We start from the raw sequence: 25190 nt of genomic DNA, 5'->3' as shown, positions 1-25190 counted from the left end.
CGATCGGGCCGCGACGGTGATTTCGCGGTGAATCGATCGATCTTGTTGTGGGGTAACCGAATCCGGATGACACTGTACCTGTGCAGTTTCACAAGCGTCCTGCTTTCGCCCGGCTGACGTCCGCGCTGGGAAGTGCGGCGCGGCGGCGCGAGCTCATCCGCTTCGCCGCGGTGGGCGTCGCGGCGTTCAGCCTGGACACGGCGGTCTTCCTGACTCTGAAGGGCAGTGTGCTGCAAGCGCATCCGATTACCGCGAAGGTGATCGCGGTACTGGCGGCGATCACCCTTTCCTACATATTGAACAAACAGTGGTCCTTCGACGCGCGCGGCGGGCGGCGCACCCACCACGAGGCGGCGCTGTTCTATCTGGTGAGTTTCCTGGCCATCGCGATCAACACCGCACCGCTGTGGGTATCGCGGTACGTGTTGCATCTCGAGGTGCCGCAGGTGTCGCCGTTCGCCCAGAACGTGGCCGATTTCGTCGCCGCGCAGCTCGTCGGAACGGCGCTGGGCATGGTCTTCCGCTTCTGGGCGTTCGTCCGGTTCGTTTTCCCGGCCGCGCGACCGGCGGTCGTGATTTCCGCTCAGCCAGATCTGGACCCGGGCCTGCCCGCCACGCAGCCGGACTAAGTGGCGGAGCGGCCTCGCGTGCCGGGATCGGCGCGTCGCGCGACACGCCAGATGGTAGGAAAGGGTACGTGTCCGCAACCGTCGAAGATCCGAACCGAAACTCGCATGCCGTCGGCGAGGTGGTGGAACTGGTCAGCAAACTGATCCAGTTCGACACCTCGAACACCGGCGAGCTGGCCACCACGAAGGGCGAGCGCGAATGCGCCCAGTGGGTGGCCGACCAGCTGCATCAGGCGGGTTACACCACCGAATACGTGGAATCCGGTGCGCCCGGACGCGGGAATGTATTCGCCCGGCTGGCGGGCGCCGACCCGAATCGCGGCGCGCTGTTGATGCACGGCCACCTGGACGTGGTGCCCGCCCAGGCCGCCGACTGGAGCGTGCACCCCTTCTCCGGCGCGATCCGCGACGGCTACGTGTGGGGCCGCGGCGCCATCGATATGAAGGATATGGTCGGCATGATGCTGGCCGTGGCCAGGCAGTTCAAGCTGGAAGGCACGGTGCCGCCGCGCGATATAGTATTCGCCTTCCTCGCCGACGAGGAGAACGGCGGCAAATGGGGTTCGCACTGGCTGGTGGACAACCGGCCCGACCTGTTCGCCGGCGTCACCGAGGCGGTCGGCGAGGTCGGCGGATTCTCGCTGACGGTGCCGCGCCGCGACGGCACCGAGAGCCGGTTCTATCTGGTCGAGACCGCCGAGAAGGGGCTCGGCTGGATGCGGCTGCGCGCCAAGGCCAGGGCCGGGCACGGCTCGTTCCTGCACGAGGACAACGCGGTGACCATCCTGGCCGACGCGGTCGCCCGGCTCGGGAAACACACCTTCCCCCTTGTGATTTCGGATTCGGTGGCGGAATTCCTGGCCGCGGTGGCCGAGGAGAGCGGTCTGGAATTCGATCCGGCGAGCCCGGATCTGGACGGGCAGCTGGCCAAACTGGGCACCATATCCCGGATCATCGGCGCCACCCTGCGCGATACCGCGAACCCGACCATGCTGCAGGCCGGCTACAAGGCCAACGTCATCCCGCAGACCGCCGAGGCGGTGGTGGACTGCCGTGTGGTGCCCGGCCGGTTGGAGGCCTTCCTACGTGAGGTGGACGAGCTGATCGGTCCGGACGTCGAGCGCGAGTGGATCACCAACCTGGAATCCTATGAGACCACCTTCGACGGTGATCTGGTCGACGCGATGAACGCCGCCATCCTCGCCCACGACCCGGACGGCCGCACCGTGCCCTATATGCTCTCCGGTGGCACCGATGCGAAGGCGTTCGCGCGCTTGGGAATTCGCTGCTTCGGCTTCGCGCCGCTGCGGCTGCCGCCGGAGCTGGACTTCTCCGCGCTGTTCCACGGGGTGGACGAGCGGGTTCCGGTGGCGTCGCTCGAATTCGGAACCCGCGTACTGGAACACTTTCTACTGAACAGCTAGCGAAAGGACCTGTCGTGCCCGACTATTCGTACAACCCCTACGCGGCGTTGCCGCAGGTGCCGTCCTTCACGGTCACCTCGGAGGACGTCACCGACGGTCAGCCGCTACCGAACGATCAGGTGAGCGGCGTATTCGGCGCGGGCGGCAAGGATGTGTCGCCGCAGCTGTCCTGGTCCGGATTCCCGGCGGAGACAAAGAGTTTCGTTGTCACCTGCTTCGATCCGGACGCCCCGACCGCCTCCGGATTCTGGCACTGGGAGGTGGCGAACATCCCGGCGGGCGTCACCTCGCTGGCGCGCGGTGCGGGCAGCGAGGGCGGCGTGCTGCCCGAGGGCGCGGTGCAGCTGCGAAACGACGGCGGCTTCAACGGTTTCGTCGGGGCGGCCCCGCCGCCCGGCCACGGCTACCACCGCTACTTCTTCGTGGTGCACGCGGTGGATGTGGAGCGGCTGGAGGTCGACGCGAACGCCAGCCCCGCCTTCCTCGGCTTCAACCTGTTCTCGCACACCCTGGCGCGAGCCACCATCATCGGCACCTACGAGCAGTGAAACCAGCTGCGGCCCTGAGCTTTCGGCTCAGGGCCGCAGTCGCGCCAGGGACAGCTAGACGTTGACCACGTGTTCCGGCGGTTCCTTCGCGTAGAGCACATCGATCTCGGCGGAGTATTTGGCGGCGATCGGGCTGCGCTTGAGCGACATCTTCGGGGTGAGTTCGTCGCCGCCCGGCTCCCAGACCGCGGCGAGCACCGTGAACCGCTTGATCTGCTCCACCCGCGACAGTTTGGCGTTGCCCGCCCGCACCGCGGCGGCCACCTCGTCGACGAGTTCGCGGTGCCGGGCCATGGCGGCGATATCGGCGTCGGTGATCCCGAGTTCCTTGGCACGCAACGCGACAACGTCGGGGTCGAGCACGATCAACGCCGCGATATACGGTTTGGCATCGCCCACCGCGACCACCTGGCCGACCAGCGACGACACGGCCTTCACCGCGTTCTCGATATTGGAGGGGGCGATGTTCTTGCCCGCCTCGTTGATGATCAGCTCCTTCTTGCGGTCGACGATGCGCAGGTAGCCGTCGGGATCGAGGGTCCCGACGTCGCCGGTGTGCAGCCAGCCCTCGGAATCGATTGCCTCCGCGGTCTTTTCGGGCATATTGCGGTAGCCGCGGGTGACGATCGGGCCGCGCACCAGCACCTCGCCGTCGTCGGCGAGGCGCAGCTCCATCCCATCGACGGCGCGGCCGACCGAGCCGGGCCGGGGTTTGTCCAGTTCGGTGTAGGTGCCGACGCCGGTGGTCTCGGACATGCCCCATACCTCGGTGACGGTGAAGCCGAGCCCGAGGAAGTACTCGAGGGTTTCCGGTGGGATCGGCGCGGCGCCCGAGGCGGCGACCTTCAGCTGGTCGAGTCCCATGGCGTGGCGCAGCTTGGAAAGCACCAGGGCCTCGGCCACCTTGTGCCGCAGTGACAGGAGCGGGTCGCGCCGGCCCGCGAGATCGGCTCGGGCCGTGGCGATTCCGGTGTTGATCGCCCAACCGGCCAGCGCCTTCTTGACCGGGCTCGGCTCCTGCGCGAGCCTGCCCTCCAGGCCCGCCTTGATCTTCTGCCACACCCGTGGCACGCCGAAAAAGGTGGTGGGGCGGGCGTCGGGCAGCGCGGCCGCGACCTCGCGCGGATCCGGGACCGTGGTGATCTGCACGCCGGTGAGCAGGTTGGTGGCGTGCGCGGAGATGCGGTCGGCCACATGCGCCGCGGGAAGGTACGACACGGCTCGGTCGTCGAAGCCGACCCGCAACGGCCCGTTCGTTAGCGCGGCGACCTGCGCGAGCACGTTGCGGTGACTGACCTCGACACCCTTGGACGGGCCGGTGGTGCCGGAGGTATAGATCAGCGTGGCCAGATCGTCAGGCCGCACCGCGGTCCACGCGGCGGTGAAATCGAAGTCCGGCAACGGATTCGCCTCGAGATCGGCCAACGTCGACGCGCCTTCCGCAGGTCCGTCGACGACGATAATGTGAGCGAGTTCCACTCCGGCCGAACGGATTACGTCGAGGAAGCGCTGCTCGGTGACCACCACCCGGTTCGCCGCGTTGGTGAACAAGTGGTTGATCTGTTCGGGGGAGCTGGTGTTGTACACCGAGAACGGAGTGGCGCCCAGATGCAGTGCGGCCGTATCGATCAGGTTGAACTCGGGCCGATTGGTGAGCATGATGCCGACCGTGTCGCCGTGCCCGACGCCGAGCGTCGCGAGCCCGGCCGCCAGCGCCTCGACCCGCTCGCCGTACTCCCGCCAGGTGATCTGCTGGGTCCCGCCGACCGTCCGCAGCGCCACCTGCCCAGGCCGCAACTTCCTGGTCTCCTGAAACGCCTCGGGCACCGTATAAACCGTCTTACCCGATTCGTGCACGTAACCGATATCTGCTGTCGTCATATCCTTGTCCCGATATCTGAGCGTGGCGCCCCACCCCCGCGCAACAACATACGGAATGACCCGGCACCGAGTGGCGCGGCTCACTCAGAATAGCCAGCCGACGCCGATCGCGATCGGCATTACCGGCCAGTAACGCCAATCACCGTGCGGCTGCGCAACGTCTTGGACTCGGACCAGGCGAAAGCCCGCCGTATACCGCTGGCCCCGGACTACCGTTATTCGGTGACGGTGCCGGGGTGGCGCGATCGATGACGGTGGGGGAACTGCGGTGAACACACCCAAGCGGGCGGCCGTCGTGCTGGTGCACGGCCTGTTCTCGTCCGCCCGGACCTGGGCGGACATCATCTCGTGGATCGCGAAAGACGCTGAGCTGACGTCGGATTTCGACGTGTTCGCCATGCAGTACGAGAGCCCGAAGGTCCGGTTCAACCCGCTGCGCGCCATTCCGGACTACGACGTCATCGCCGACTATCTGCGCACCTACCTCGACGTGCGGGTCGCGGCGTACGAGCGGATCGTGCTCGTCAGCCACAGTCAGGGCGGCCTGATCGTGCAGCGATATCTGGCGCGGATGATCCAGCGCGGCCGCGGGCTGGAGCTGCGCCGGATCGCGGCGGTGGTGATGCTGGCCTGTCCGAACTCCGGCTCCGAACTCGCCATCCTGCTGCGGCGCTCGGCATCCGGATTCTGGAAACATCCGCAGGAGGCGGAGCTGCGCCCGATCGCGAAAAAGGTGACCGACGCACAGCAGATCGTCCTGGAACATATCCAGTACGCCAAAACCGTTGACGCGCAGAACTGCCCGATCCCGCTGTACCTGTACGCCGGCACCAGCGACAACGTCGTCCGGCCCGCCTCGGCCGCCGGACTCTTCCCCGAGGTGAAAGCCCTTCCCGGCGATCACTTCTCGATCATCGCTGCGGATTCTGCACAGGCACTTGTGTTCTTGACGCTACGCAGTCACCTGCTCGGTGCGCTCGTGGCGCGGCCGCCGAGCGACGAACCGGATCCGCCGCGACCGCCACCGGATCCGCCGCCCGCCCGAACGACGGTGCGGCACAACCTCACCGCACTGTCGATCAACTTTGTCGACCGAGCGACCGAAGTGCGCCGCGCGCTAGACGGTCTCGCGTCGCGCAACCCGGTGGTCTGTATCTCCGGCCTCGGCGGTATGGGCAAATCGGCGTTGGCGAACCGTATCGGCTGGCTCCTCACCGAATCCGAGAAGCGTTCCGGTGCAAGACAGTTCGACACCGTCATGTGGTGCGATCGGGCGGCGAGCACGCCCCAGCTCGATGCCGTCGTCGAGGCCGTCTCCGAGGTGATGGACTTCCGGTACCTGCGCGCCCTGCCGACGGCCGACCGACTGAAACGAACGATCGAACACCTCAACGGCGAACGATGTCTGGTGATCATCGACGATCTGGACGCGGGCGACGAGTCGATCCGGGAGTTGATTCGCGGTGTCGACCCGGCGCGGAGCAAATTCCTCGTCACGGCCCGGCAGCGGTATTCGCGCGAGGCGTGGCCGATCGACCTCGACGGGCTCGACGACAAGGCCCGCGCCCGGTTGGCTCACGAAGAGGGCGATCGGCTCCAGGTGGCGGCACTGACCTCCAGCGCGGGCGCGCTGCTGCGGGAGTATCTTGCGGCAACGGGTGGCAATCCATTGGCTATTCGCCTCACCGCGGCCCAGATGCGTTACGACGGCGATGATTTGCGCTCCTCGATCGCACGGCTGCGCGCCGCGGCCGATCACGATATCTTCGACCCGATCTTCGACCGGTCGTGGAATGTGTTGTCGCCGACCGGGCAGGTCGTCGTACTTACCGTGGCGCTGCACGCGGTCACGGTGTCGCGTGAGGCCGTCGGCGCTGCGCTCGGGCTCGATGGCGAGCGGCTGCGCCGCGAAATACAGTGCGTCGCCGACACCGCGCTTGTGGATTTTCTGCACTCGGCAGCGGACGAACCGGGGCGGCTGCGGCTGCATCCACTCACCCGCGCCTACGCGCTGCGGCAATTGACGAATGCGCCGCAGCGCCGCGTTGCCATCGAGGACCGGCTCATCGGTTACTACCGTTCGTATTCCGCTGCGCATGCCGATATCTATTCCGATCCGGCGCGGTGCGCATGCTCGAACGCGAGCGGGAGAACATCCTGGAATTCGCCGACCGCGCCTACCTCCGTATCGGAGTCGGCGAATCATCGACCGAGCACCGAGGCGGAGACGGCATTCGCGTGCCTGCCGAGCAATACCGCGCGGTAATCGATTTCGCCGAATCCATGGCGGGTTTCCTGTGGGGTCGCGGACACTGGCGCGATCGAATCCGCTTGTGCGAGAAGGCTGCCGAGGCGGCGCTGCGGGCCGGTGACCCGGTGGCGCGGGCCCGGCAGTTCGCACTCATCGGACGGGTGCACGTGTGGCTCGGCGAATACACCGAGGCCGAGGGCTGCCTGCGGGCGAGCGAGGAGGCGCTGCCCGCGGCCGCGGGAGAGGCCGATCGCCGGGAAACCCTGCGACTGCGTGGACACATCGCCTCGCGTATCGGCGAGTTCGCGACGGCGCGCTCGTTGTTCGAACGCATCCTGGCCACCGCGCCGCCCACCGCCGATGACGAGGGCCGGGCGGCCACACTGGTGGAACTGGGGGTGTGTGCGGTGCGGGAGGGTGAATTCGAGGCAGCGCGTGGCCGGTTCGCGGAGGCGCTGCGCCTGGATGACGAGATGGGGGTAGTGGAGGGTGCGGCCGTCTCGTTGAGCCATCTGGCCGAAACCTATTACGAGTTGGGCAATCTGCGCGGTGCGCGACCGCTGTTCGAGCGCGGGCTGACCTGCGCCGAACAGGTCGACCGGCCGTCCAGCGCGGGGCGATGCCACCTGGGCCTGGCGAAAATCGATGTCCTGGAACGGAAATACCCGCAGGGGCGGCGGCACGCGCGAGCCGCGGCGGCGATATTCGCGCGACTCGGCATCACCGATCTGGTCGCCGAGGCCCGGTTGATCGCCGACAATCTCCTCGGCGGCGGCGCACCGGGTATCGCCGAGCTGCTGGCGCGCTGCCGGGCGATGATCCTCGATTTCGACGACACGATCGCCGCGACCGCGAGAACCCGATGGCCGGTATTGCGCAGAACGGCAGCCGATTTCGGTATTCCGCTGAGCATCGAGACCATTCGGGCCGCCTGGGGCCTGCCGTTCGATGCGATGCTGGCGGCGCTGGCGCCCGCGGTCGATCCAGTGGCGTTCGAGGCCGCGTACGGCGCGGCCATGGCGGCGGAGAAACCGATTCCGACCCGCGGGGCGCGCGGGTTGATCGAGGCGCTGCGGCGACGCGGAATCCCCTGGCTGATAGTAGGTTCCGGCAAACGTGAGCTGATCATGCAGGATCTGGCGCGGTTGGGGCTCGGCGCGGGCCCTGGCGAGGTCTTCGGTTGCGAAGAGACCGGTGCGCACAAGCCCGATCCTCGGGTGCTGCGGCGGCCGCTGCGCAGGCTCGCCGAGACGGGTTTCGAGCGCGACGAAATCGTGTACGTCGGGGACAGTGTGCGCGACTACACCGCCGCGGCGGGCAACGACGTCCCGTTCGTGGCCGTGCTGTCCGGACTGGACAATCGTGCGGATTTCCGGCGCGCTGGATTGGCGGAGGGCTTCATCGTCGGCGATCTCACCCAGCTCCGGCTGTGGTTGTAGGACCTCGGTGGGCATCCACCGGGGGACAGTAGGGAGGCAAACTACACAGAAGGGACGAAACAATGGGCGAGGCACCGATATTGGGCACTTTCGTCGAGCTACACGTGCCGGATTTCGATCCGGTCCGGACCTTCTACACCGGCCTCGGCTTCGAGGTGCTGTGGGAACGGGCGCCGGAGGGCAAGAAAGGCTACCTGGTCGTGCAATTGGAGAACAATGTCCTGACCTTCTGGGGCGGTAACGAATTCGTCTACGACCAAAGCTATTTCGGCCGATTCCCGGATTCGACCCAGCGCGGCTACGGTGTGGAGGTGGTGCTCATGGTGGATGATATCGACGGACTGTACGACCGGATCCACGACCACGACCGCGTCGTCGGTCAACTGAAGATGCAGCCCTGGGGGACAAGGGATTTCCGCATTGTCGATCCCGCTGGGTTCTACCTCAGGTTCACCGAGCCGCTCGATATCCGCGACCCGCGCTACGCGGTGGAGTGACCGGGGCCGGGTCACCGTACATCGCCTGGTCCGGCGCCCACGGCGTCCTGTCGTCGGGAATCCAATGCTTGCGATGCCGTCGTTTGGCCTCGAGATACTGCTGTGCGCGCTCACTGCGGACCTCGGTGCGCAGCGCCAGGACGGTGACCTGCAAGCCCGCCTCCCACAACGCATCCGCCTTCTGCGGGTTGTTGGTCAGCAACCGCACCGACCGAAGCCCGAGCAGCAGGAGGGTTTCGGCCGCGAGTTTGTAGCAGCGATTGTCGGCGGGATATCCGAGTAGCTCGTAACTTTCGAAGGTGTCGATGTCCATTCGCTGGCTCAATGCCATACCGCGCGCCTTCGCGATCAACCCGAGACCGCGCCCCTCCTGTTCCAGGTAGATGAGAACTCCGTGGCCCGCGCGGGCGATGAGGTCGAGGGATTTGTCCAGTTCCTGTCCGCAGTCGCAGTCGTCGGCGCCCAGTACCTCGCCGTAGAGGCAGCGGGAATGGATTCGGACGAGGCAATCGTCCGCGATTTCACCGAATACCAGCGCGTAGCCGCCGTCCTGCTGGTGGGGTAGTTCGAGCACCCGGACCGGGAGTTGGCGCCCGTTGCGGGTCCAGATGTGCCGTGTGTCTTCGAATGACAATTCGCTGCTCACAGTGCCTCCGTACGCTCCTGGGTGGGGAGTGGAGATGCGAGGTGGCCGAAATGTGAGCGGCCACATCGTGTCGGGCCCGCGATGAATGTGGGTCGCGTGTCCGCCACCGCGACCTTTCGACAACGGCGTCGATGCGGTGCGGTGGGGAGACGATAGACCTATCCGGCCGAATTCGCTCGGCGTGGTCCCGACTTCGTGTACCGAGGATTTTTTCCCGTCACCCGGCGTGCGGCCGGGCCACCTTGCGGGATTCGAGGTTCGCGATTCGGTCTATGTCGTGCAGGGTGGGCATGGCGCCGGAGATGTCGCCGAAGGATTGGGTGGCGGCCATGGCGGCGGTGGCCCATTCGAAGTCGCGGCGTTCGGCGGTGCGGCCGGTGGTGATCAGGCGGTAGGCGAGGGCGGCGGCGAAGGCGGCTTGGGCGCCGGGGGATTCCTCCAGCAGCGCGACGGGGGAGCGGGCGATGTCGAGGTTCACATCGTCGGAGCGCACGGTGCAGGCGAAACCCTCGATGGCACAGACCGTCGCGACACCGAGGGCGCGCAGGCGGGGTGCGGTATCGGTGTCGAAATCGCGTCGGGCGTCGGTGGCGTCGTATCCGGAGAACGTGGCGGGCAGCAGATCCGCGAGTTCGGCGCGGGTGCCGATCAGGTAGTCGATGACGCCGAAGTAGGGGATCAGGTACTGCGGTTGCTCGACTCGCGGCGCCGGATGGACAACCAGCAGTGGCGGATTCGGCATCTGCCGGATCAATTCGAGTACCCGCTCGACCATTTCGATGGGTTGCCCGCCGAAGGTGAGGATCACCACGTCGGAGGTGGCGAGGGCGTCGTGCAGCGCCAGGTCGCGCGGGTCGATCCGGATGCGTTGGTCGGTTGCGGTGATCAGGGCCGCGGTTCCGGTGCGGGTCACCATCATCGCGCTCACCGGTGTCGGCGCGTCGGTGACGGTCCGGATCAGCGAATGGTCGACGTGTTCGCCGCGCAGCAGGTCGAGGATCCGGCGCCCGCCGGCGTCGTCGCCGATCGCGCAGGCCAACCGCACCCGCAGCCCGAGCCGGGCGGCGGCGATGGCCCGGTTGAGTCCCTTGCCGCCGGGGTGGTCGTCGAACCGGCCCGCGATCGCGGCCCCGGCCCGGGGAATATCGTCGACCCGGTAGATGTGGTAGATCACGGCCTCGCCGACCACCGTGACGACACCCGCCGCACCCGAATTGAGCGGCGCGGTGGCGGCTTCCACGCCGACGGCCGGATATCCCGAGTCGAGCGCGAGCAGTCCGGCGAGCGCGGTGAAGGCCCGCCGCTCGGGGGTGGCGCGCAGTGAGCGGACCGTCGGTGCGGGCGGAATGTGTTCGGCCGCGACGGCCTCGTGCAGGCCGCGCCAGTTGTCGGTGAGATACGCCCGCCGCTCGCCCAGGTCCGCAGCGTAGAGCTGATCGAAATCGATTCCGGTGCAATCTGTTTCGCGGAGCAGGCCGAGGGTGAGTTCGGCGTCGGCGATCACCCGGTTGGTCGGGCCGAGTTTGCGGGCCAGCTCGCGGACCACCGGCAGCACCGCCTCGGCGGGGTCTATGCCCTCGGACTCGGCGTAGCGGCGCACTGCGGGCAGTTCCAGCAGCGGTTTGACATCGATCTCGGTGGTGCGCAGGCGATCCGAGCTCAGGCCCGAGCGTTTGCACAGCCGGGTGAGGATATTGCGGATGGCAACCGTGCCCGAGTCCTGCGGGACCATGCCATGCCTCCGTGTGGTCGTCACTGCCGCATTGCGCCGCGGCTCAGGATAGACCGCATTCACCAGGTTCACCGAATAGGGAATCGTCAATTACCACTATATCGCGGCAATTGACCCGACCTGGCGGCAAATGACGCGGTCGGTGAAACGTGCTGCGCCGCCGACCGTTTCAGACGATCTCCGGCGTCGGCTCGGCGTCGCTGGGCAGTGCCAGGATCCGATTGATCCTGTCTGCCACCGGCATAGCGTCGGGCAGCTCGCCGAACGACTGGCTCGCCGCCATCGCCGCGGTGGCGAATACGAAATCCGCACGTCCGGGACGTCCGGACCGGATCAGCCGGTGCGCCAGCGCGGCGAGGAAAGCCGAACGCGCGCCGGGCGTTTCGGCCAGCACCGCCGCGGCGGGCCGGGGAATGTCGAGCGCCGGTCCGGCGAAGCGGACCCGGCAGGCGAGTCCCTCGACGGCGCAGACATACCGGACGCCGTGGCCGAGCAGCCACGGCGCGATCTCGGCGTCGAAATCGGCCGACGGTGCGCAACCGGGGACCAGGGTGCCGAGCTGGGCGCGGGTTCCGACCAAAAAGTCGATGGTGGCGAGGTAGCGCCGGAAGTAGCTGAGCATGCCGATCGGCGGGGTGGGCTGCACCAGCAGCCACGGGCGATGCGGTGTCGCGTGCACCATCCGGATGGCCTGCTCGATGACCAGCGCGGGCGGTTCGAAGGTGATCAGCACGGCGGCGGCGGAGGTGATCGCCTCGCGGGCGGCCGGGGTGGTGATGTCCTCCTCGCGCAGCCGCACCGCCTCGTCCCGGTGTGCGATGGCGCCGGTGCTGCCGCTGCTGGTGACGATCAGCGCGTCGACCGGAGTCGGTTCTCCCGGAACGACTTTCACCAAATCCGTGTCGACGCCCTCGCGCCGCAGATACGCCAGGATCCGCCTGCCCGCCTCGTCGTCGCCGACGGCGGCGATCAACCGCACCGGCAGGCCGAGCCGGGCCGCGGCAACCGCGCAGTTGAGTCCCCGGCCGCCGACGCTGCTGGTGAATCGCCCACGGGCGGGTAGAGATTCGGAAGGCAACCGGTCGGTCCGGTAGAGGTGGTCGACCACCGCGTCGCCGATCACCGTGTAGCCGCCTGACTTTCGCGGGGTCATGCGCGCCTTCCCCCTAGCTGGTACGTCGCTGGCCCCCACCAGCATAGGAGTGTTTCTCGGGATCGGGCCCCGCGCACCGAGTTCCGTATTTATCCGCCGCCGGAACGGGTTTAACGGCGGCAGGAACTGTCAATTCCCAAGGTGTCACGGCAAAAGACATTCATTGACCCTGTGGGATGTCAAATGCCACACTGATTTCGGGCGGTTCCCGCCACACCAGAATCGGGAGGGTCTGGTGATGAAAGGTCATCCGGCTCCGCCACCCAGGGCGGACGCAGGCAGCGGCACCACGAGGGGAGCGCCCATGGCTCTCGAATTCGCCGACGAATACATGACCAGCGATCTGACCCCGGAGCGGGCCGATCGCCTGACCGATCAATGGGTCCGCGCCTGGCGGCTGAGCTGGCTGCCGGACCGGCTGCTCACCGAACAGCAGGCCCGCGCGGGACTCGAACTTGCCGAGATCATCCACGGCACACCGGATTTCGAACTCGACGAGCTGCGGCTCGCCCGGGCGGCCCGGTGCGCGGGCCTGCTGCGGCTCGTGCTGCAGCAGGCGGTCATCGTGCTGAACCAGAGGAGGTCGCCATGACCCTCTACACCACCGAATCCACGATCATCAGCGATATCACCCCGGAATGGGCGGCCAGGGATACGCCCGGCACCGACCGGGCCTGGCGGCTGAGCTGGCTGCCGGACCGGCGCCTGACCCGCGAACAGGCAACGGCCGGAATGGAACTCGACGAACTGCTCAGCGATCCGGACCGGGTGCACGACCGCATGCAGCTGGCCAGAATCGACGACTGTGCCGACCGGCTGGGGCTGCTGCGCGACCACGCGATCATCCTGCTGGCCAAGCGAATCGCCGCGCGCATGCAGACCGAAGCTGTTGCCGCGCAACCGAGGATCGACCGGCACCGAGTCATCGACCTGCCGTATGCCCACCACCGATGAGCTCCCGACGCGGTTCGCGCACAGCGATCGGCCTCGCGCGGGGGCGATTGCATGCGCGAGCAACCGAGGGCTTTGCGCGAACCGCGTCGGGCGTGCGGAGGGTGCCCGTCAGGCGTGCGCGGCGTGCTCCGCGCCGATCGCCTCGGCGATGCTGCGATACCCGTTGGCGCGCAGGCGTTCCGCGAGCCCGCGGTGGATGCGGCGGGTCCAGAACGGTCCGCCGTAGATCAATCCGGTGAAGCCCTGCAGCAGGGTGGCCCCGGCGAGGATGCGCTCCCACGCCTGGTCGGCGGTTTCGATACCGCCGACGGAGATCAGCACCAGCCGATCGCCGACGCGGCGGTAGAGCCTGCGCAGCACCTCGAGCGAGCGGTCGGCGACCGGGGGACCGGACAGCCCGCCCGCGCCCATCGCCGCCACCTCGGCGGGATCGGTGCGCAGGCCGTCGCGGCGAATGGTGGTGTTGGTGGCGACGATTCCGGCCAGGCCGAGTTCGACGGCCAGATCGGCGACGGCGTCGATATCGTCGTCGGACAGGTCGGGCGCGATCTTCACCAGCACCGGCACCTGTACTTCATCGAGCACCGCCTGCAGCAGCGGCCGCAGCGAGGCGACCGCCTGCAGATCGCGCAGGCCGGGCGTGTTGGGGGAGCTGACGTTCACCACGACGAAATCGGCGAGCGGGCCGAGCAGCGCCGCGCTGATCGCGTAATCGCCTGCGGCGTCGGCGGGTTCGACGATCTTGGTCTTACCGATGTTGGCGCCGATCGGCACGCCGCCCGCGCGCCTGCGGCGCAACCGCCGCGCCGCCTGCTCCGCGCCGTGATTGTTGAACCCCATCCGGTTGATCAGCGCGCGATCGGCGGGCAACCGGAACAGCCGCGGCGCCGGATTGCCCGGCTGCGCCTGCGCGGTGACGGTGCCGATCTCGGCGAATCCGAAACCCAGTGGGGCCCAGGCATCCACGCCGCCCGCATCCTTGTCGAAGCCGGCCGCCAAACCGAGCGGCGCCGGGAAATCGACGCCGAACGCGGTATTGCGCAGGATCGGATCGTCGGCGACGAGCAGCCGGGTCGCGACCCACCGCAGCGGCGGGAACCAGCCGGCGAACTTCATCGCGGCGAATGCGAGATGGTGGATGCGTTCCGGCGGCAGCAGGAACATCAGGCGCAGCAGCAGTGCGTACATCGGATTCACATCCCCGCTTCCGGCTGCGACGCCTCATGCGCCGGCTGGGTCGGATCGGCCGCGGTTTTTCGGCGCCGCAGCAGCACCCGCCTGCTGCCGTCGGTGTACGCGCGCACGCGGGACAACTCCCAGCCGCCGAATTCGGCCTGGATGGTGAGGCGCATCGACGCCGTCACCCGGTTGACATCGGGTGGTAGTCGTAGTGGGACGTATTCGTAATCCTCACTGGAGGTCTCCCAACCGCTCGGTAGCGTCGAGCGCGGTTTCCGCACCTTCGTGGGTTTCGGCGCCGCCATCACTGCCCTCTCTTCCGCTCGTCCGCGCGGATCCGCTGTAGCCCGTCCCCGGTCGCGGATCCGACGAACAGATCGCCGGTGCGCTGATCGATGGTCACCGAATTCGGTTGCCGGACCGTTGGATAACGTCCCACTTCCTTCGGTATACCCGTCGACAGATCGAATCCGGCGACCTCGTTGCTCTGCGTGCACGTCACCCACACGGTGTCGGACCGTTGATCGTAGGCAAGCGCGTAAGGAGATGATCTTACCGGGAACCGTTGGCGCAGTACGAGCGGTCCCGGCGTGTAGACCAGCAGTTCCCCGTCCGCGGTGTCGGTGACGATGAGGCGGCCCTGCGTGTCGCCGATCAGATTGGTCGCGCCGTCGCCCGCGCGCAGCGCCAGCCCGAGGCGGCCTTTTCCGAGTTCTACCTGGGTCAGCGAGGACTGGCGGCGGTCCAGTACGGCCACCTTGTCTCCAGCGGCGGCCAGCCCGTCGGCCGAGGCGAGACCCGAAATCGTTTGGCGCACTTTGTTATCCGGATCAATGGTGCGCACCTTGCCGTCGGCCGTGCCCACCAGCAGCGAGCCGTCGCCCTGCCGCAGCACCGAGCGCGCGTCACCGTCCACCGCCACCTCGCCGATCGAGGCGGTGGCGACATCCACCCGCAGGATCCGGTTCGGCGCGGCGACCAGGATCTGGCCCGGCGTGCCCTGGGCCAGGCTCGCAGCCTTCGCGGGCAGCGCGACCGTGCGCACGGCGGGTGGTTCGACGGTGGGGTCGACCAGGGCGAGGGTGGCGCCGTCCAGTGCCGCCAACTGTCCGGTGCCTGCGTCGGCGAGCAGCGCGGAGACCGGCAGCGATACCGGCAGCACCCGGCCCGCCGGTGCGGTGGTCGCCGCGGGCGCGGCGGCGGCCGTCGCCGGATCGCGGGTCTGCATGTCGTCGCTGCCCGGTTTGGATGAGCAGCCGGTGAGCAGTGCCAGCGCCAGCGCGCTCGCGAATATGCCGCGGGGGAGGGAGACCCGGGGACGGGTGACGGGCCCCGAGAGCGCCAACCGAACACTGCCGTCAAGGCGCATCCACCGAACTCCTTCTACCGACGCAACAACCGCAACACCATCATCTGACCATGATGCCGAACGCCGGTGGTCCGCGGGGCTGGCGACAGACCCCCGGCCCGGCCCGCCGGACCCGGAATGTCGGTGATCGGGGTTACCGTTGAGTTGAATCAGTGTCCAAGTCAGGGAGATCCGGTTGAAAGCCGACCATCCATCGGGGTTTGCCATCGATGACATCACCGTTGGTCCCTACGCCCACGGGTTCGGCACCGCGGCCGATGGCAGGCCGTTCGCCTTCCGCACCGTGCGCGGCATCGTGGAACTGGAGCTCTACCGCGCCGATCTGGACATCGAGGTGCCGGGGCCCGACGATATCGTCGCGCTGGCCCAGGCGCCCGCCACCGATATCGACCTCGACGACGAGCGCAGCGTGATCGCGCTGGTGCGCGACATGATTCCGGACGCGGCGGTCGTCGCGGCCACCGCCGACCGCGACGTGACGACGGTCCGGGCGCTGCTGGGCCGGATCAGCGCCGTGATCGATGGTATGTAGATGGTGATGCCAACCACTTCTTTCGCCATGCGCCGCGCGCTACCAGCCCTGGCCGCCGCTCTGCTGCTCACCGCGGCCTGCGGTAAAGGGGAGGACGAGGCGTCGGTGGCGGCGGCCCGTTCCTCGGCCAACGCCTCCCTGTCCAGTTCGGCGGCCGCCGCGTCCAGCGCCGCCCGGCATCCGCTGCCGACCGCCGCCGAACTCGACAGCCAGATCAAGCGGGCGCTCGATCCGTCGCTGCCCGACAGCGAACGCACCGCGCTGATCGAGGACGGCGAGGCGTTCCGCGACGCCATCCCCGATATGTACAAGGCGATGCACGACAATCCGAAGGCGATATACGGCGTCACCGACCCGGTGTTCGACAACCACGACGGCACCCTGACCGCGACCATGCGCCTGGACAAGGACGGCACCGGCGCCAACGTGCGCACCACCGTCGTGCACTTCATCTACCTCGACGACCGCTGGAAGATCTCCCGTTCGGACCTGTGCGGCATCCTGCGCTCGGCCGATTACCACACCCCGGCCTGCGGCTGAGATGCTCAGCTCCGGATCCCTACGGTGGGGGCGGTTCATCCACCGGCGCCGGTACCTCGTGCTCGCCGTCTTCGTGCTGGCGGTGCTGGCCTCCGCCTGGTACGGGCGGGACCTGTCCGGTCGCTACACCCAGGAGGGCTGGTTCGACGAGAGCAGCGAATCGGTGGCCGCGTCGAAACTGGCCGACAGCACCTTCGGCCGCGACACCGACAGCGATGTCATCCTGCTGTACACCGCGCCGCCCGGCGCCACCGTCGACGATCCGGCGGTCCGCGCCGCCGTCACCGGCTCTTTGGCGAAACTGCTTGCGGCGCACCCGGATCGGATCCTGAAGATCGACAGCTACTGGGACAGCCCGTTCGCCGGGAACGCCGCCGACGCCACCAAACAGCACGCGTTCGCCAGCGTCGGACTGCGCGGCAGCGGCACCGCCGTGGTGGAGAACTACCTCGCGGTGAAACCGGAATTCGGCGCGGGACGGCCCGGCGGCGGCCCCGGCGGCACCACGGTGCAGTTGGTCGGATTGCAGCCGGTCGTCGAGGGCATCAACACCGGTATGCAGAACGATATCCACCGCGCCGAGGTGATCGCGCTGCCGATCGTCGCGGTGCTGCTGTACTTCGTCTTCGGCGGGGTGGTCGGGGCGCTGCTGCCGGTGCTCATCGGCGGGCTCACCGTGCTCGGCACCCAGGGTTTGATGCGGGTGCTGACCGACCATATCGAGGTCAACGTATTCGCCAGTGCCGTAGTCACTTTGGTGAGTCTGGGGTTGGCGATCGATTACGGACTGTTCACCGTCACCAGATTCCGCGAGGAACTCGCCGCCGGGCACACCGTCGAGGAGGCGACGGCGCGCACGGTGGCCACCGCCGGGCGCACCGTGCTGTTCTCGGCGGCGATCATCGCGATCAGCCTCGGGGCGCTGTTCATCTTCCCCAACGGCGTGCTGCGCTCGGTGCCCTACGGCGGGATCAGCTCGGTGCTGCTGGCCGCGGTGCTCTCGGTGACCGCGCTGCCCGCGGTGCTGAGCATCATCGGCCATCGAATCGACTTCCTCGGCTGGAAACGGTTCTCCCGCAGCAAGACCGAGGCGCAGATCGACGCGGGCTTCTTCTCCCGGCTCGCGCTGCGGGCGATGCGCAGACCGCTGCTGGTGGTGGTGCCGATCGTGCTCGGACTGTTGCTGCTCAGCCTGCCGCTGCGCGATATCGAATTCGGCGGGATCAGCGAACGCTATCTGTCCCAGGAGAATCCGGCGCGGATCGCACAGGAGCGCTTCGACGAGCTGTTTCCCAGCTTCCGCACCGAACCTCTGAAACTGGTTGTGGTGGGCGCGGATTCGCGGCAGCTCGGCGACATCCGGGACGCCGCGAGCCGAATACCCGGGCTCACCGGGCGATTCGATCAGTCCGTCCCGACGACGCGCGGAATCAACGTCCTGCAAGCGGGTTTGGTGCACCGCGGCGACGCCGACCGGGTGATCGCCGCGCTGCGCGCGATCCCGCAACCGCCGGGGGTTCGGGTGATGGTGGCCGGGGTGCCCGCGCTGGAACGCGACAGCATCAACGGGCTGCTGCATCGGTTGCCGCTATTGGTGGCGATCCTGGTGGTGACGGCGCTGCTGATGATGTGGCTGGCGTTCCGCTCGATGGTGTTGGCGGTCAAGGCCGTTGTGATGAGCGGGTTGAGCCTCGTGGCCACCATGGGCGTGCTGACCTGGATCTTCGTCGAGGGGCACGGGGCGGGGATATTCCATTTCACGGCAGGCCCGCTGATGTTCGCGGTGCTGGCGTTGATCGTGACCGTGGTGTTCGGATTATCCACCGACTACGAGGTTTTCCTGCTGTCCCGGATGGCGGAGGCGCGCGAGAACGGGGCGGCGGCGCCGGAGGCGATCCGCTACGGGATCGCGCACACCGGCGGCGTCATCACCTCCGCCGCGGCGATACTCATCGTGGTGACCGGGGCGTTCGGCTTCTCCGATCTGGTGCTGATGAAATACATCGCGTACGGCATGATCGCGGCGCTGCTGCTCGACGCCACCGTCATCCGGCTGCTGCTCACCCCGGCCGTACTGAAGTTGGTGTGGCGCTGACTGATTCGCTCCCCAGGCGGCGGATCGCCGGTCGCGGTGCGACACTTGGCACTCGCGAGAGGGATTGACGATGCGTGTGCTCAAAGGCGCCAACCTGGGCCTGATGTTCATCTTGGAAGTGTGCGTGCTGGCCGGTGCGATCGGCTGGGGCTGCACGCTGTCGGCGCCGATAGCGGTCCGCGTATGCGCGGCCGTCGCCGCACCCGCGGTCTTCATCGTCACCTGGTCGCTGTTCGGTGCGGGCGGCGGCCGCAACGCTCGCTACCCGCTGCGCGGAACCGCCCGCGCCGCACTCGAAATCGCCTGGTTCGGCCTGGCGGCACTGCTGATCGGCCTCGCCTTCTCGCCGATAGCGGGCCTGGTGTTCTTCGCCCTGTGGGGCGTGAACGCGATGCTGCGCCTGGTCTGGCGGCAGGCGTGAGCCTCGGCACTTCATCGTGGCGAACGACGGGCCGGAGATTTCCGGACGGGATACGATAGCGGGTCGGTGAGTGATTCCCGTCCGGAACGCGGATGCCTTGGCGGGTAATGGTTTTCGGGTCTCCCCGCCAGGTTGGCGAGGGAGTTGCGGGATGGATTCGACCACCGGCCTGGATCAGGCGGAGCGCGACGGGGCGGCGGTGTCCGACCCTGCTCCGATAGGTCGAGGTCTCCAGTCGTTCGTCCAGGATCCCGATGGGAATGTCGTCGAACTGCATCAGGCGGCCTGACCGTCGGAAAGTCTTTCCGCGCGGCGACATCCGTGAGCAACCTGTTGTGGGACAGGTGAGATCGGACTGTCGAGGACTCCCGGGGAGCGGCGCACGCGATGCGGATGGTCAGCGGCGGACCGGGGGTAGCGGCACACCCGATCCGGGTTGGTCTGCGGCGGACTGAGGGGCGCACGCGGTGCGGGAGGTCTGCGGCGAACCGGGGGCAGCGGCGCACGCGATCCGGGTTGATCAGCGGCGGACTGAGCGGCACATGCGGTCCGTGAGGTCAGCGGCGGGCCGGGGAGCGGCGCACCCAGTCCGGGTTGGTCAGCGGCGGACCGGGAGGACCAGTTGGGCGCCGGTGACCGGGTGGTCGAGTACCTCGACGGGGTGGCGGTACACGCGGGTGAGGAGTTCGGTGGTGAGCACCTGGCGGGGCGGGCCGTCGGCGGCGATCCGGCCGGATTCGAGGACGGCGACGCGGTCGGCGTACGCGGCGGCCAGCCCGAGATCGTGCAGCACGACCACGACGGCGGCCCCGGCCGCGGCGCGCTCGGCGGCCAGGCGCAGCACCGACTCCTGATGGCCGAGATCCAGTGCGGCGGTCGGCTCGTCGAGCAGTAGGGTGCCGGTGTCCTGCGCGAGCACCCTGGCCAAGGCGACGCGAGCGCGTTCACCACCGGAAAGCGCCGGAAACGGCCGCGTCGCAAGATGTTCCACATCGGCGGCGGCCATGGCCGCGGCGATCCGCTCGGTATCGCGCTCGCGCAGTTCGGTGCGCTGCCACGGCGCGCGCCCCATCGCGACGACTTCCCGTGCGGTGAACGGGAATCCGACGGTGTGACTCTGCGGCAGCACCGCGCGCCGCCGCGCCATATCCAGCGGCGACCAGTGCGCGAGCGAGCGACCGTCGAGTTCCACCACACCCGCGCTCGGCGTCAGCTCCCCGGCGAGCGCGGCCAGCAGCGTCGACTTACCCGCCCCGTTCGGCCCGACCAACGCGACGATTTCCCCTGCGGCCACCGCGAATTCGACCCCGTCGAGCACCCGCAGCGAACCCCGCTCGACCCCGAGCCCGCTCGCCCGCAACGTCACCGCCCCCCGCTCGGGCCGCGTCGGCACCGAATGCGACCGCACGAACATCCGCCGAACCTCACTCACCGCACACCCCCGCCCGGAATCGGCCACGACCCCCGCACCGGACCACCGCCCGCCACCTGGGCCGTGCGAGCACCTGCCAAACGCCGATCACCACCACCTCCGAAGTCACGCACTCGAATGCCATCCACGCGTTGGAAGTGCGCTGTGGGATCGAGCTTTCCGATGTGGTCCGAGTTGAATTCGAAGGCGTGCGCGCGAAGGTCGTCGACGCGCTGGAGTTCCGCTGTGGGACTGATCTTTCCGATGTGGCGAGAGTCGAATCCGAAGTCGCGCGCTCGAATGCCGTCCATGCGCTGGAATTGCGTTGTGGGATCGAGCCTTCCGACGCGGTCCGAGTTGAATTCGATGCCGTGCGCTCGAATGTCGCCGACGGGCTCGAGTTCTGCTGTGGGGTTGATCGTTTCGATTTGGTCCGAGTCGAATCCGAAGTCGCGCGCTCGAATTTCGCCGACGTGCTCGAGTTCCACTGTGGGACTGATCTCTGCGATGTGGCTCGAGTCGAATCCGAAGCCGTGCGCCCGAATGTCGTCCGCGCCGCTGACGCACTCGAACGCCGCTGCGGGACCGACCTTTCCGATGTAGATCAAGTCGAAACCATTGCCCGCCACCCGGTCCGCTTGATCATCATCACCGGCTCCACACGCCCGAATGTCGCCCGCGCCGTCGGCGCGCTCGAATGCCGCTGCGGGACCGACCTTTCCGTCGTGGCTCACGTCGAGTCCGCATCTGTGTGCTCGAGCGCCGTCGGCGCACTCGAATGCTGTTGCGAAGCCGTGCGTTCGGATGCCGTCCACGCGTTGGAGTTCCGCTGTGGGGCTGGTCTTTCCGATGTGGTCCGAGTCGGATCCGAAGCCATGTGCTCGGATGCCGTCCACGCGCTGGAATTGCGTGGTGGGATCGAGCCTTCCGATGCGGTGCGAGTTGACTTCGAAGCTGTGCGTTCGGATGCCGTCCACGCGTTGGGATTCTGCTGTGGGGCTGGTCTTTCCGATGTGGTCCGAGTCGGATCCGAAGCCGTGCGCTCGAATGTCGCCGACGCGCTCGAGTTCCGTTCCGGGGCACGCCTTTCCGACGTGGCCGAGGTCGAAGTGCCCGCGCGGTCGGATGCGGTGTGGTGCGGTTCCGGGGCTCATGCCCATCCTCCCGCTCGGGAGCGGGTGCGGCGCAGCAACCAGAAGAAGAATGGGCCGCCGATGAGTGAGGTGAGCATGCCAAGGGGTAGGTCGGCGTTGCTGACCAGGGAGCGGGCGCAGACGTCGGCGGTCAGGAGGACGACCGCGCCGACGATCGCGCTGAGCGGGATGAGCACCCGGTGGCCGGGGCCGACGAGGATGCGCACCAGATGCGGCACGATCAGGCCGACGAACAGGATGATGCCGGTGAACGCGACGCCCGCGGTGGTGAGTACCGCGACCACCAGGATCACCGCGCGCCGCAGGCGTTCCACGTCGACGCCGAGGTGGCGGGCCGCCGATTCGCCGAGCGCGAGCAGGTCCAGCCGCGGCGCGATGAGCACCGCGGCGAGCAGCCCGCCCGCGCACAGCACCGCGACCACCCCGACCGCCTCCCATGAGGCGCCGTTCAAACTGCCCAACTGCCAGAACACGATCTGATCGCGCGCGGCCGGGCTGGCGACGAACAGCAAAAAGGCGATCAATCCGCCCGCGAACGCGTTGATCGCGACGCCGGTGAGCACCAGCGTCACCACCTCGGTGCGCCCGTTGGATCGGGACAGCAGATAGACCAGCAGCGTGGTCAGCAGACCGGCGGCGAAGGCGGTCGCCGCCACCGACCAGGCCGCGACGAACGCGCCGCCGACCACGATCACCGTGCCCGCCCCGACCGCGGCGCCCGCCGAAACGCCGATAACCCCCGGCTCGGCAAGGGGATTGGCGAATACGCCCTGTAGCAGCGCACCGGCCGTCGCCAGCGCCGCGCCGACGAGTATCGCAAGCACCACCCGAGGGAACCGCACCTGCCACAGCGTCACCTCACCGGCCGGATGCGCGGGCAGCGGCCCCCAGTCCAGTCCGATCCGGTGCAGCACGCTGCCCGCCACCTCGGCGGGTGTGGTCGGCACCTGCCCGATCGCCGCCGAGGCCAGCGCCAGCACCACCAGCGCGATGATCGCCCCGGCGAATACCAGCGTCGTCTTCGACCTTCCCCGGAAGATGCCGCGCCGCGGCGTGACACCGCCGGGCATCGAATGCGGTTCCGCTGCCGCGTCTTTCGTGCCGACGGTCGGGGAATCGGCGGGCTCGATCATGCGGATTTGCCGCCGTAGACGGCCTGTCCGAGGGCCGCGACCACCCGCCCGGTATTGGGTCCGAAGCCGAGCAGCACGGTATCGGACATATCGACGACGCGTTTGTTGCGTCCGGCCGGAGTTTGGGCGACACCGGGGATTTTCGCCAGACCGTCGACGCCGCCGATGGAGTCGAGCCCATCGGTCATCACCAGCAGCACATCGGGTGCGGCGCCGATCATCGCCTCGCTGGTGATGCTGGTGAACGGTTCCTTCAGTCCGGCGGCGGTACCGGCGTCGGTCGCGCCGAGCGCCGAAATCAACGCGTCGGCACCGGAATTCGGTCCCGAGATGAACGTGATCGCGGTGCTGCGCAGATACAGGAACGCGATCTTCAACGACTGGTCGTGCTTCGGGATGCCAGCGGTGGCCGCGGCGATCTCGTCACGGGTGCGCTGCGCCAACGCTTTTCCGGCGTCGGGCACGCCGAGCGCGTAGGCAACGGCCTGGATCTGCGGGCCGACCGCGTCCATGGTGCGCGACGGGTCGAAGTACACGGTCGTCACGCCGGTGGCGCGCAGCTGGTCGCGCAATTGCGGTGTGGCCGTGACGGTATCGGTGAGAAATACCGAAGGACGCAGCGCCAGCAGCGATTCCATATTCAGCGCGCCGTTGCCGCCCGCGACGTTCGGAACATGTTGCACGGCCGGAAAATTGGCGCGCGAGCTGCGGCCGACCAGCTTCTGGCCCAGGCCGAGCGCGTACACGGTCTGCGCGAGGGTGCCGTATTGGTCGACGGCGACGATGCGGCTCGCGTCGGTCACCGTGACATGCGAGCCGTCGAAGGAGTGCACCGTCACCGGCAGCGTCGGTGTCGGCTCGGGTCCGATCGGCACAGGGTCGAGGCTGTCGAGTTTCGCAGTGGTGTGCCCGCGCTGCCCGTCGGCGGTGGGGCCGTTAGAGCCGCCGCACGCGACCGTGCCGAGCGCGAGCGTCACCGCCAGCGCGGCGACTACGACGCGCGCGAATCCTTTCCGGCGCTTGACGATTCGAGTGCCCACGAGCGAGCCGCCGGTGGTGCGCGGCCGTTCGCCCCGCGAGATCCGTTCTGCCGTGCGGCCACTCATAGCCGCACCCATACCGCTCTTCGGTCACCGCAGTAACTCATGCAGGAAAGGCTAGCCTCTCTCATTCTGTGCGCGCGCTCACGTCGTCCAGCGCGGCCGCGATGGCGCGCGGCAATTCCAGCGTCTCCGCCGCCAACACCCCGGTGAGCTGCCCGATATCGCGGGCGCCGACGATCATGCTCGCGATGCCGGGCCGGTCCCGGATCCAGGCCAGCGCGACCGCCAGCGGTGAGGTGCCGAGCCCGTCCGCGGCGGTGACCACCGCGTCCACCACCCGGGTCGCGCGTTCGTCGAGCCGATGCCGGATCTCGGCGGCGGTCGCCTCGTCGGCGCCCCGCGAATCAGCGGGAACGCCGTCGCGGTATTTGCCGGTGAGGATGCCGCCGGCGAGGGGTGCCGACGCGATCACCCCGACGCCGTGATGCGCTGCGGCGGGGACGAATTCGAGTTCCGCGGCGCGCGCCAGCAGCGAATACTGGGTCTGCGCCGCGGTGATCGGCGCCAGCGCGGCGATGCTGGCCAGCTGCCAGGCGCAGTAGCCGCGCACCCCGGCATAGCGGACCCGCCCCGAACGCACCGCGGCGTCCAAGGTCGCGGCCACCTCGTCGAGCGGCGTTCCCGGATCCCACACCGCGACATTCCAGATATCGAGGTAGTCGGTGCCCAGGTCGGCCAGTGTCTGGTCGAGCTGGCGCAGCATGGCGCGCCGGGACGCGTCGACCGTCGGGCGCAGCGGCGGGGGACCGTCGAGCGGCGGCTCGACCGGCGGGGTGACGCCCGCGCAACCGCTCAGCACCAATTCGTCGCGCGGGACGAGATCGGTGAGCAGGTCGCCGAGTATCCCCTGGGCCGCACCGCCCGCGTAGGCGGGGGAGGTGTCCACCAGGGTGCCGCCCGCCTCGGCGAAGGCCACCAATTGCCCGGCCGCGTCGTCGGCGTCGGTCTGCGATCCCCAGGTGTGGGTCGCCAACCCGATCCGCGACACCCGTAGGCCGCTGCGGCCGACCGTTCGCTGTTCCATCACCGCGTCCGCGCATTCGTCACGGCGCCAAGCCTAAAGGGCGCTGCCGGGCGGAGCCTTAACGACAGCCCGCGC

General features: G+C 68.3%; 25 protein-coding genes. 13 read left to right on the top strand and 12 right to left on the bottom strand.

Going from position 1 to position 25190, the window contains the following annotated elements:
* Nucleotides 1-80: 80 nt before the first annotated feature.
* The 3 genes from F5544_RS22680 (at nucleotide 81) to F5544_RS22670 (ending at nucleotide 2601) form a co-directional block, all read left to right on the top strand.
* A complete protein-coding gene (locus tag F5544_RS22680) occupies nucleotides 81-629 on the top strand; it encodes a GtrA family protein (RefSeq protein ID WP_167475054.1) in 549 nt (182 codons plus the stop codon).
* 68 nt (nucleotides 630-697) lie between these two features.
* Nucleotides 698-2053: a M20/M25/M40 family metallo-hydrolase gene (locus F5544_RS22675; RefSeq protein ID WP_167475053.1), complete on the top strand. Its 1356-nt coding sequence runs from the start codon at nucleotides 698-700 to the stop codon at nucleotides 2051-2053.
* 14 nt (nucleotides 2054-2067) lie between these two features.
* Nucleotides 2068-2601: a YbhB/YbcL family Raf kinase inhibitor-like protein gene (locus tag F5544_RS22670; RefSeq protein ID WP_167475052.1), complete on the top strand. Its 534-nt coding sequence runs from the start codon at nucleotides 2068-2070 to the stop codon at nucleotides 2599-2601.
* Between the two features lie 54 nt (nucleotides 2602-2655).
* Here F5544_RS22670 and F5544_RS22665 read toward each other — a convergent pair whose 3' ends face one another.
* Nucleotides 2656-4482: an AMP-dependent synthetase/ligase gene (locus tag F5544_RS22665; protein ID WP_167475051.1), complete on the bottom strand. Its 1827-nt coding sequence runs from the start codon at nucleotides 4480-4482 to the stop codon at nucleotides 2656-2658.
* A gap of 268 nt (nucleotides 4483-4750) precedes the next feature.
* Between F5544_RS22665 and F5544_RS22660 the strand changes: the two genes are divergently transcribed.
* The 3 genes from F5544_RS22660 to F5544_RS22650 all read left to right on the top strand — a co-directional run bounded on the left by F5544_RS22660 (nucleotide 4751) and on the right by F5544_RS22650 (nucleotide 8669).
* A complete protein-coding gene (locus tag F5544_RS22660; RefSeq protein WP_167475050.1) occupies nucleotides 4751-6748 on the top strand; it encodes an alpha/beta fold hydrolase in 1998 nt (665 codons plus the stop codon).
* A complete protein-coding gene (locus F5544_RS22655) occupies nucleotides 6721-8172 on the top strand; it encodes an HAD hydrolase-like protein (protein ID WP_167475049.1) in 1452 nt (483 codons plus the stop codon). The genes F5544_RS22660 and F5544_RS22655 overlap by 28 nt, the downstream gene beginning before the upstream one ends.
* 62 nt (nucleotides 8173-8234) lie before the next feature.
* Nucleotides 8235-8669 (top strand): VOC family protein, encoded by a 435-nt coding sequence (locus tag F5544_RS22650; protein ID WP_167475048.1) that lies wholly within the window; start codon nucleotides 8235-8237, stop codon nucleotides 8667-8669.
* On the opposite strand, the gene F5544_RS22645 is transcribed toward F5544_RS22650, so the two are convergent.
* The 3 genes from F5544_RS22645 to F5544_RS22635 form a co-directional block, all read right to left on the bottom strand.
* Nucleotides 8623-9315, bottom strand: a complete 693-nt coding sequence (locus F5544_RS22645; protein WP_238847396.1) for a GTP cyclohydrolase II — start codon at nucleotides 9313-9315, stop codon at nucleotides 8623-8625. The two genes, F5544_RS22650 and F5544_RS22645, sit on opposite strands and share 47 nt — an antisense overlap.
* A 217-nt stretch (nucleotides 9316-9532) precedes the next feature.
* Nucleotides 9533-11047: a PfkB family carbohydrate kinase gene (locus tag F5544_RS22640; protein ID WP_167475046.1), complete on the bottom strand. Its 1515-nt coding sequence runs from the start codon at nucleotides 11045-11047 to the stop codon at nucleotides 9533-9535.
* A 169-nt stretch (nucleotides 11048-11216) separates the two neighbouring features.
* Nucleotides 11217-12200: a PfkB family carbohydrate kinase gene (locus F5544_RS22635; protein WP_167475045.1), complete on the bottom strand. Its 984-nt coding sequence runs from the start codon at nucleotides 12198-12200 to the stop codon at nucleotides 11217-11219.
* 304 nt (nucleotides 12201-12504) lie between these two features.
* Here F5544_RS22635 and F5544_RS22630 point away from each other — a divergent pair, with 304 nt between their 5' ends.
* Nucleotides 12505-12792, top strand: a complete 288-nt coding sequence (locus F5544_RS22630) for a hypothetical protein (protein ID WP_167475044.1) — start codon at nucleotides 12505-12507, stop codon at nucleotides 12790-12792.
* Nucleotides 12789-13154 (top strand): hypothetical protein, encoded by a 366-nt coding sequence (locus F5544_RS22625; protein ID WP_167475043.1) that lies wholly within the window; start codon nucleotides 12789-12791, stop codon nucleotides 13152-13154. Before F5544_RS22630 ends, F5544_RS22625 begins: the two co-directional genes overlap by 4 nt.
* Before the next feature lie 108 nt (nucleotides 13155-13262).
* Here the strand turns inward: F5544_RS22625 and F5544_RS22620 are convergent, their stop codons facing one another.
* Genes F5544_RS22620 through F5544_RS22610 form a run of 3 tightly spaced genes read right to left on the bottom strand, consistent with a single transcriptional unit; the run spans nucleotide 13263 to nucleotide 15702 of the window.
* The gene (locus F5544_RS22620; RefSeq protein WP_167475042.1) at nucleotides 13263-14342 is read right to left on the bottom strand and encodes a quinone-dependent dihydroorotate dehydrogenase; all 1080 of its coding nucleotides are present in this window, start codon (nucleotides 14340-14342) and stop codon (nucleotides 13263-13265) included.
* 5 nt (nucleotides 14343-14347) lie between these two features.
* A complete protein-coding gene (locus F5544_RS22615) occupies nucleotides 14348-14638 on the bottom strand; it encodes a DUF5703 family protein (RefSeq protein WP_167475041.1) in 291 nt (96 codons plus the stop codon).
* Nucleotides 14638-15702 (bottom strand): YncE family protein, encoded by a 1065-nt coding sequence (locus tag F5544_RS22610; protein ID WP_238847395.1) that lies wholly within the window; start codon nucleotides 15700-15702, stop codon nucleotides 14638-14640. The genes F5544_RS22615 and F5544_RS22610 overlap by 1 nt, the downstream gene beginning before the upstream one ends.
* A 175-nt stretch (nucleotides 15703-15877) precedes the next feature.
* Here F5544_RS22610 and F5544_RS22605 point away from each other — a divergent pair, with 175 nt between their 5' ends.
* From F5544_RS22605 to F5544_RS22585, 5 genes are all read left to right on the top strand, one after another.
* The gene (locus tag F5544_RS22605; RefSeq protein ID WP_167475040.1) at nucleotides 15878-16234 is read left to right on the top strand and encodes a hypothetical protein; all 357 of its coding nucleotides are present in this window, start codon (nucleotides 15878-15880) and stop codon (nucleotides 16232-16234) included.
* Nucleotides 16235-16240: 6 nt separating this feature from the next.
* Nucleotides 16241-16774 carry a hypothetical protein gene (locus tag F5544_RS22600; protein ID WP_238847394.1) on the top strand — a complete coding sequence of 178 codons (534 nt, stop codon included), beginning with the start codon at nucleotides 16241-16243 and terminating at the stop codon, nucleotides 16772-16774.
* A gap of 58 nt (nucleotides 16775-16832) precedes the next feature.
* On the top strand, nucleotides 16833-18869 hold the full coding sequence (locus tag F5544_RS22595; protein WP_238847393.1) for an MMPL family transporter: 2037 nt from the start codon (nucleotides 16833-16835) through the stop codon (nucleotides 18867-18869).
* A 70-nt stretch (nucleotides 18870-18939) separates the two neighbouring features.
* On the top strand, nucleotides 18940-19290 hold the full coding sequence (locus F5544_RS22590) for a DUF2568 domain-containing protein (RefSeq protein ID WP_167475037.1): 351 nt from the start codon (nucleotides 18940-18942) through the stop codon (nucleotides 19288-19290).
* A 151-nt stretch (nucleotides 19291-19441) separates the two neighbouring features.
* Entirely contained in the window at nucleotides 19442-19579 is a 138-nt protein-coding gene (locus F5544_RS22585) for a VOC family protein (RefSeq protein WP_167475036.1), read from the top strand.
* A gap of 309 nt (nucleotides 19580-19888) precedes the next feature.
* On the opposite strand, the gene F5544_RS22580 is transcribed toward F5544_RS22585, so the two are convergent.
* The 5 genes from F5544_RS22580 to F5544_RS22560 all read right to left on the bottom strand — a co-directional run bounded on the left by F5544_RS22580 (nucleotide 19889) and on the right by F5544_RS22560 (nucleotide 25115).
* Complete coding sequence (locus F5544_RS22580) at nucleotides 19889-20704, bottom strand: heme ABC transporter ATP-binding protein (RefSeq protein WP_167479404.1); 816 nt, start codon at nucleotides 20702-20704, stop codon at nucleotides 19889-19891.
* Between the two features lie 14 nt (nucleotides 20705-20718).
* A complete protein-coding gene (locus F5544_RS22575; protein WP_167475035.1) occupies nucleotides 20719-21435 on the bottom strand; it encodes a hypothetical protein in 717 nt (238 codons plus the stop codon).
* A 416-nt stretch (nucleotides 21436-21851) separates the two neighbouring features.
* Complete coding sequence (locus tag F5544_RS22570; protein ID WP_167479403.1) at nucleotides 21852-22925, bottom strand: FecCD family ABC transporter permease; 1074 nt, start codon at nucleotides 22923-22925, stop codon at nucleotides 21852-21854.
* A gap of 59 nt (nucleotides 22926-22984) precedes the next feature.
* The gene (locus F5544_RS22565) at nucleotides 22985-24094 is read right to left on the bottom strand and encodes a heme/hemin ABC transporter substrate-binding protein (RefSeq protein ID WP_167475034.1); all 1110 of its coding nucleotides are present in this window, start codon (nucleotides 24092-24094) and stop codon (nucleotides 22985-22987) included.
* Between the two features lie 61 nt (nucleotides 24095-24155).
* Nucleotides 24156-25115: an aldo/keto reductase gene (locus F5544_RS22560; protein WP_167475033.1), complete on the bottom strand. Its 960-nt coding sequence runs from the start codon at nucleotides 25113-25115 to the stop codon at nucleotides 24156-24158.
* Nucleotides 25116-25190: the final 75 nt, after the last annotated feature.

The sequence above is a fragment of the Nocardia arthritidis genome (genome assembly GCF_011801145.1).
Classification (GTDB): Bacteria; Actinomycetota; Actinomycetes; order Mycobacteriales; family Mycobacteriaceae; genus Nocardia; species Nocardia arthritidis_A.
Note: the sequence above shows the minus strand (reverse complement) of the source record. Positions and strands in the feature narration are given on the sequence as shown.

Excerpts from the sequence above, each read along its gene's own strand:
- F5544_RS22640 (WP_167475046.1), bottom strand. The coding sequence starts at position 11,047 with ATGGTCCCGCAGGACTCGGGCACGGTTGCCATCCGCAATATCCTCACC.
- F5544_RS22635 (WP_167475045.1), bottom strand. The coding sequence starts at position 12,200 with ATGACCCCGCGAAAGTCAGGCGGCTACACGGTGATCGGCGACGCGGTG.
- F5544_RS22565 (WP_167475034.1), bottom strand. The coding sequence starts at position 24,094 with ATGAGTGGCCGCACGGCAGAACGGATCTCGCGGGGCGAACGGCCGCGC.
- F5544_RS22650 (WP_167475048.1), top strand. The coding sequence starts at position 8,235 with ATGGGCGAGGCACCGATATTGGGCACTTTCGTCGAGCTACACGTGCCG.
- F5544_RS22600 (WP_238847394.1), top strand. The coding sequence starts at position 16,241 with ATGCCAACCACTTCTTTCGCCATGCGCCGCGCGCTACCAGCCCTGGCC.
- F5544_RS22615 (WP_167475041.1), bottom strand. The coding sequence starts at position 14,638 with ATGGCGGCGCCGAAACCCACGAAGGTGCGGAAACCGCGCTCGACGCTA.
- F5544_RS22580 (WP_167479404.1), bottom strand. The coding sequence starts at position 20,704 with ATGTTCGTGCGGTCGCATTCGGTGCCGACGCGGCCCGAGCGGGGGGCG.
- F5544_RS22610 (WP_238847395.1), bottom strand. The coding sequence starts at position 15,702 with ATGCGCCTTGACGGCAGTGTTCGGTTGGCGCTCTCGGGGCCCGTCACC.
- F5544_RS22625 (WP_167475043.1), top strand. The coding sequence starts at position 12,789 with ATGACCCTCTACACCACCGAATCCACGATCATCAGCGATATCACCCCG.
- F5544_RS22590 (WP_167475037.1), top strand. The coding sequence starts at position 18,940 with ATGCGTGTGCTCAAAGGCGCCAACCTGGGCCTGATGTTCATCTTGGAA.
- F5544_RS22630 (WP_167475044.1), top strand. The coding sequence starts at position 12,505 with ATGGCTCTCGAATTCGCCGACGAATACATGACCAGCGATCTGACCCCG.
- F5544_RS22665 (WP_167475051.1), bottom strand. The coding sequence starts at position 4,482 with ATGACGACAGCAGATATCGGTTACGTGCACGAATCGGGTAAGACGGTT.
- F5544_RS22585 (WP_167475036.1), top strand. The coding sequence starts at position 19,442 with ATGGATTCGACCACCGGCCTGGATCAGGCGGAGCGCGACGGGGCGGCG.
- F5544_RS22620 (WP_167475042.1), bottom strand. The coding sequence starts at position 14,342 with ATGTACGCACTGCTGCTGCGCCTGATGTTCCTGCTGCCGCCGGAACGC.
- F5544_RS22570 (WP_167479403.1), bottom strand. The coding sequence starts at position 22,925 with ATGCCCGGCGGTGTCACGCCGCGGCGCGGCATCTTCCGGGGAAGGTCG.
- F5544_RS22560 (WP_167475033.1), bottom strand. The coding sequence starts at position 25,115 with ATGGAACAGCGAACGGTCGGCCGCAGCGGCCTACGGGTGTCGCGGATC.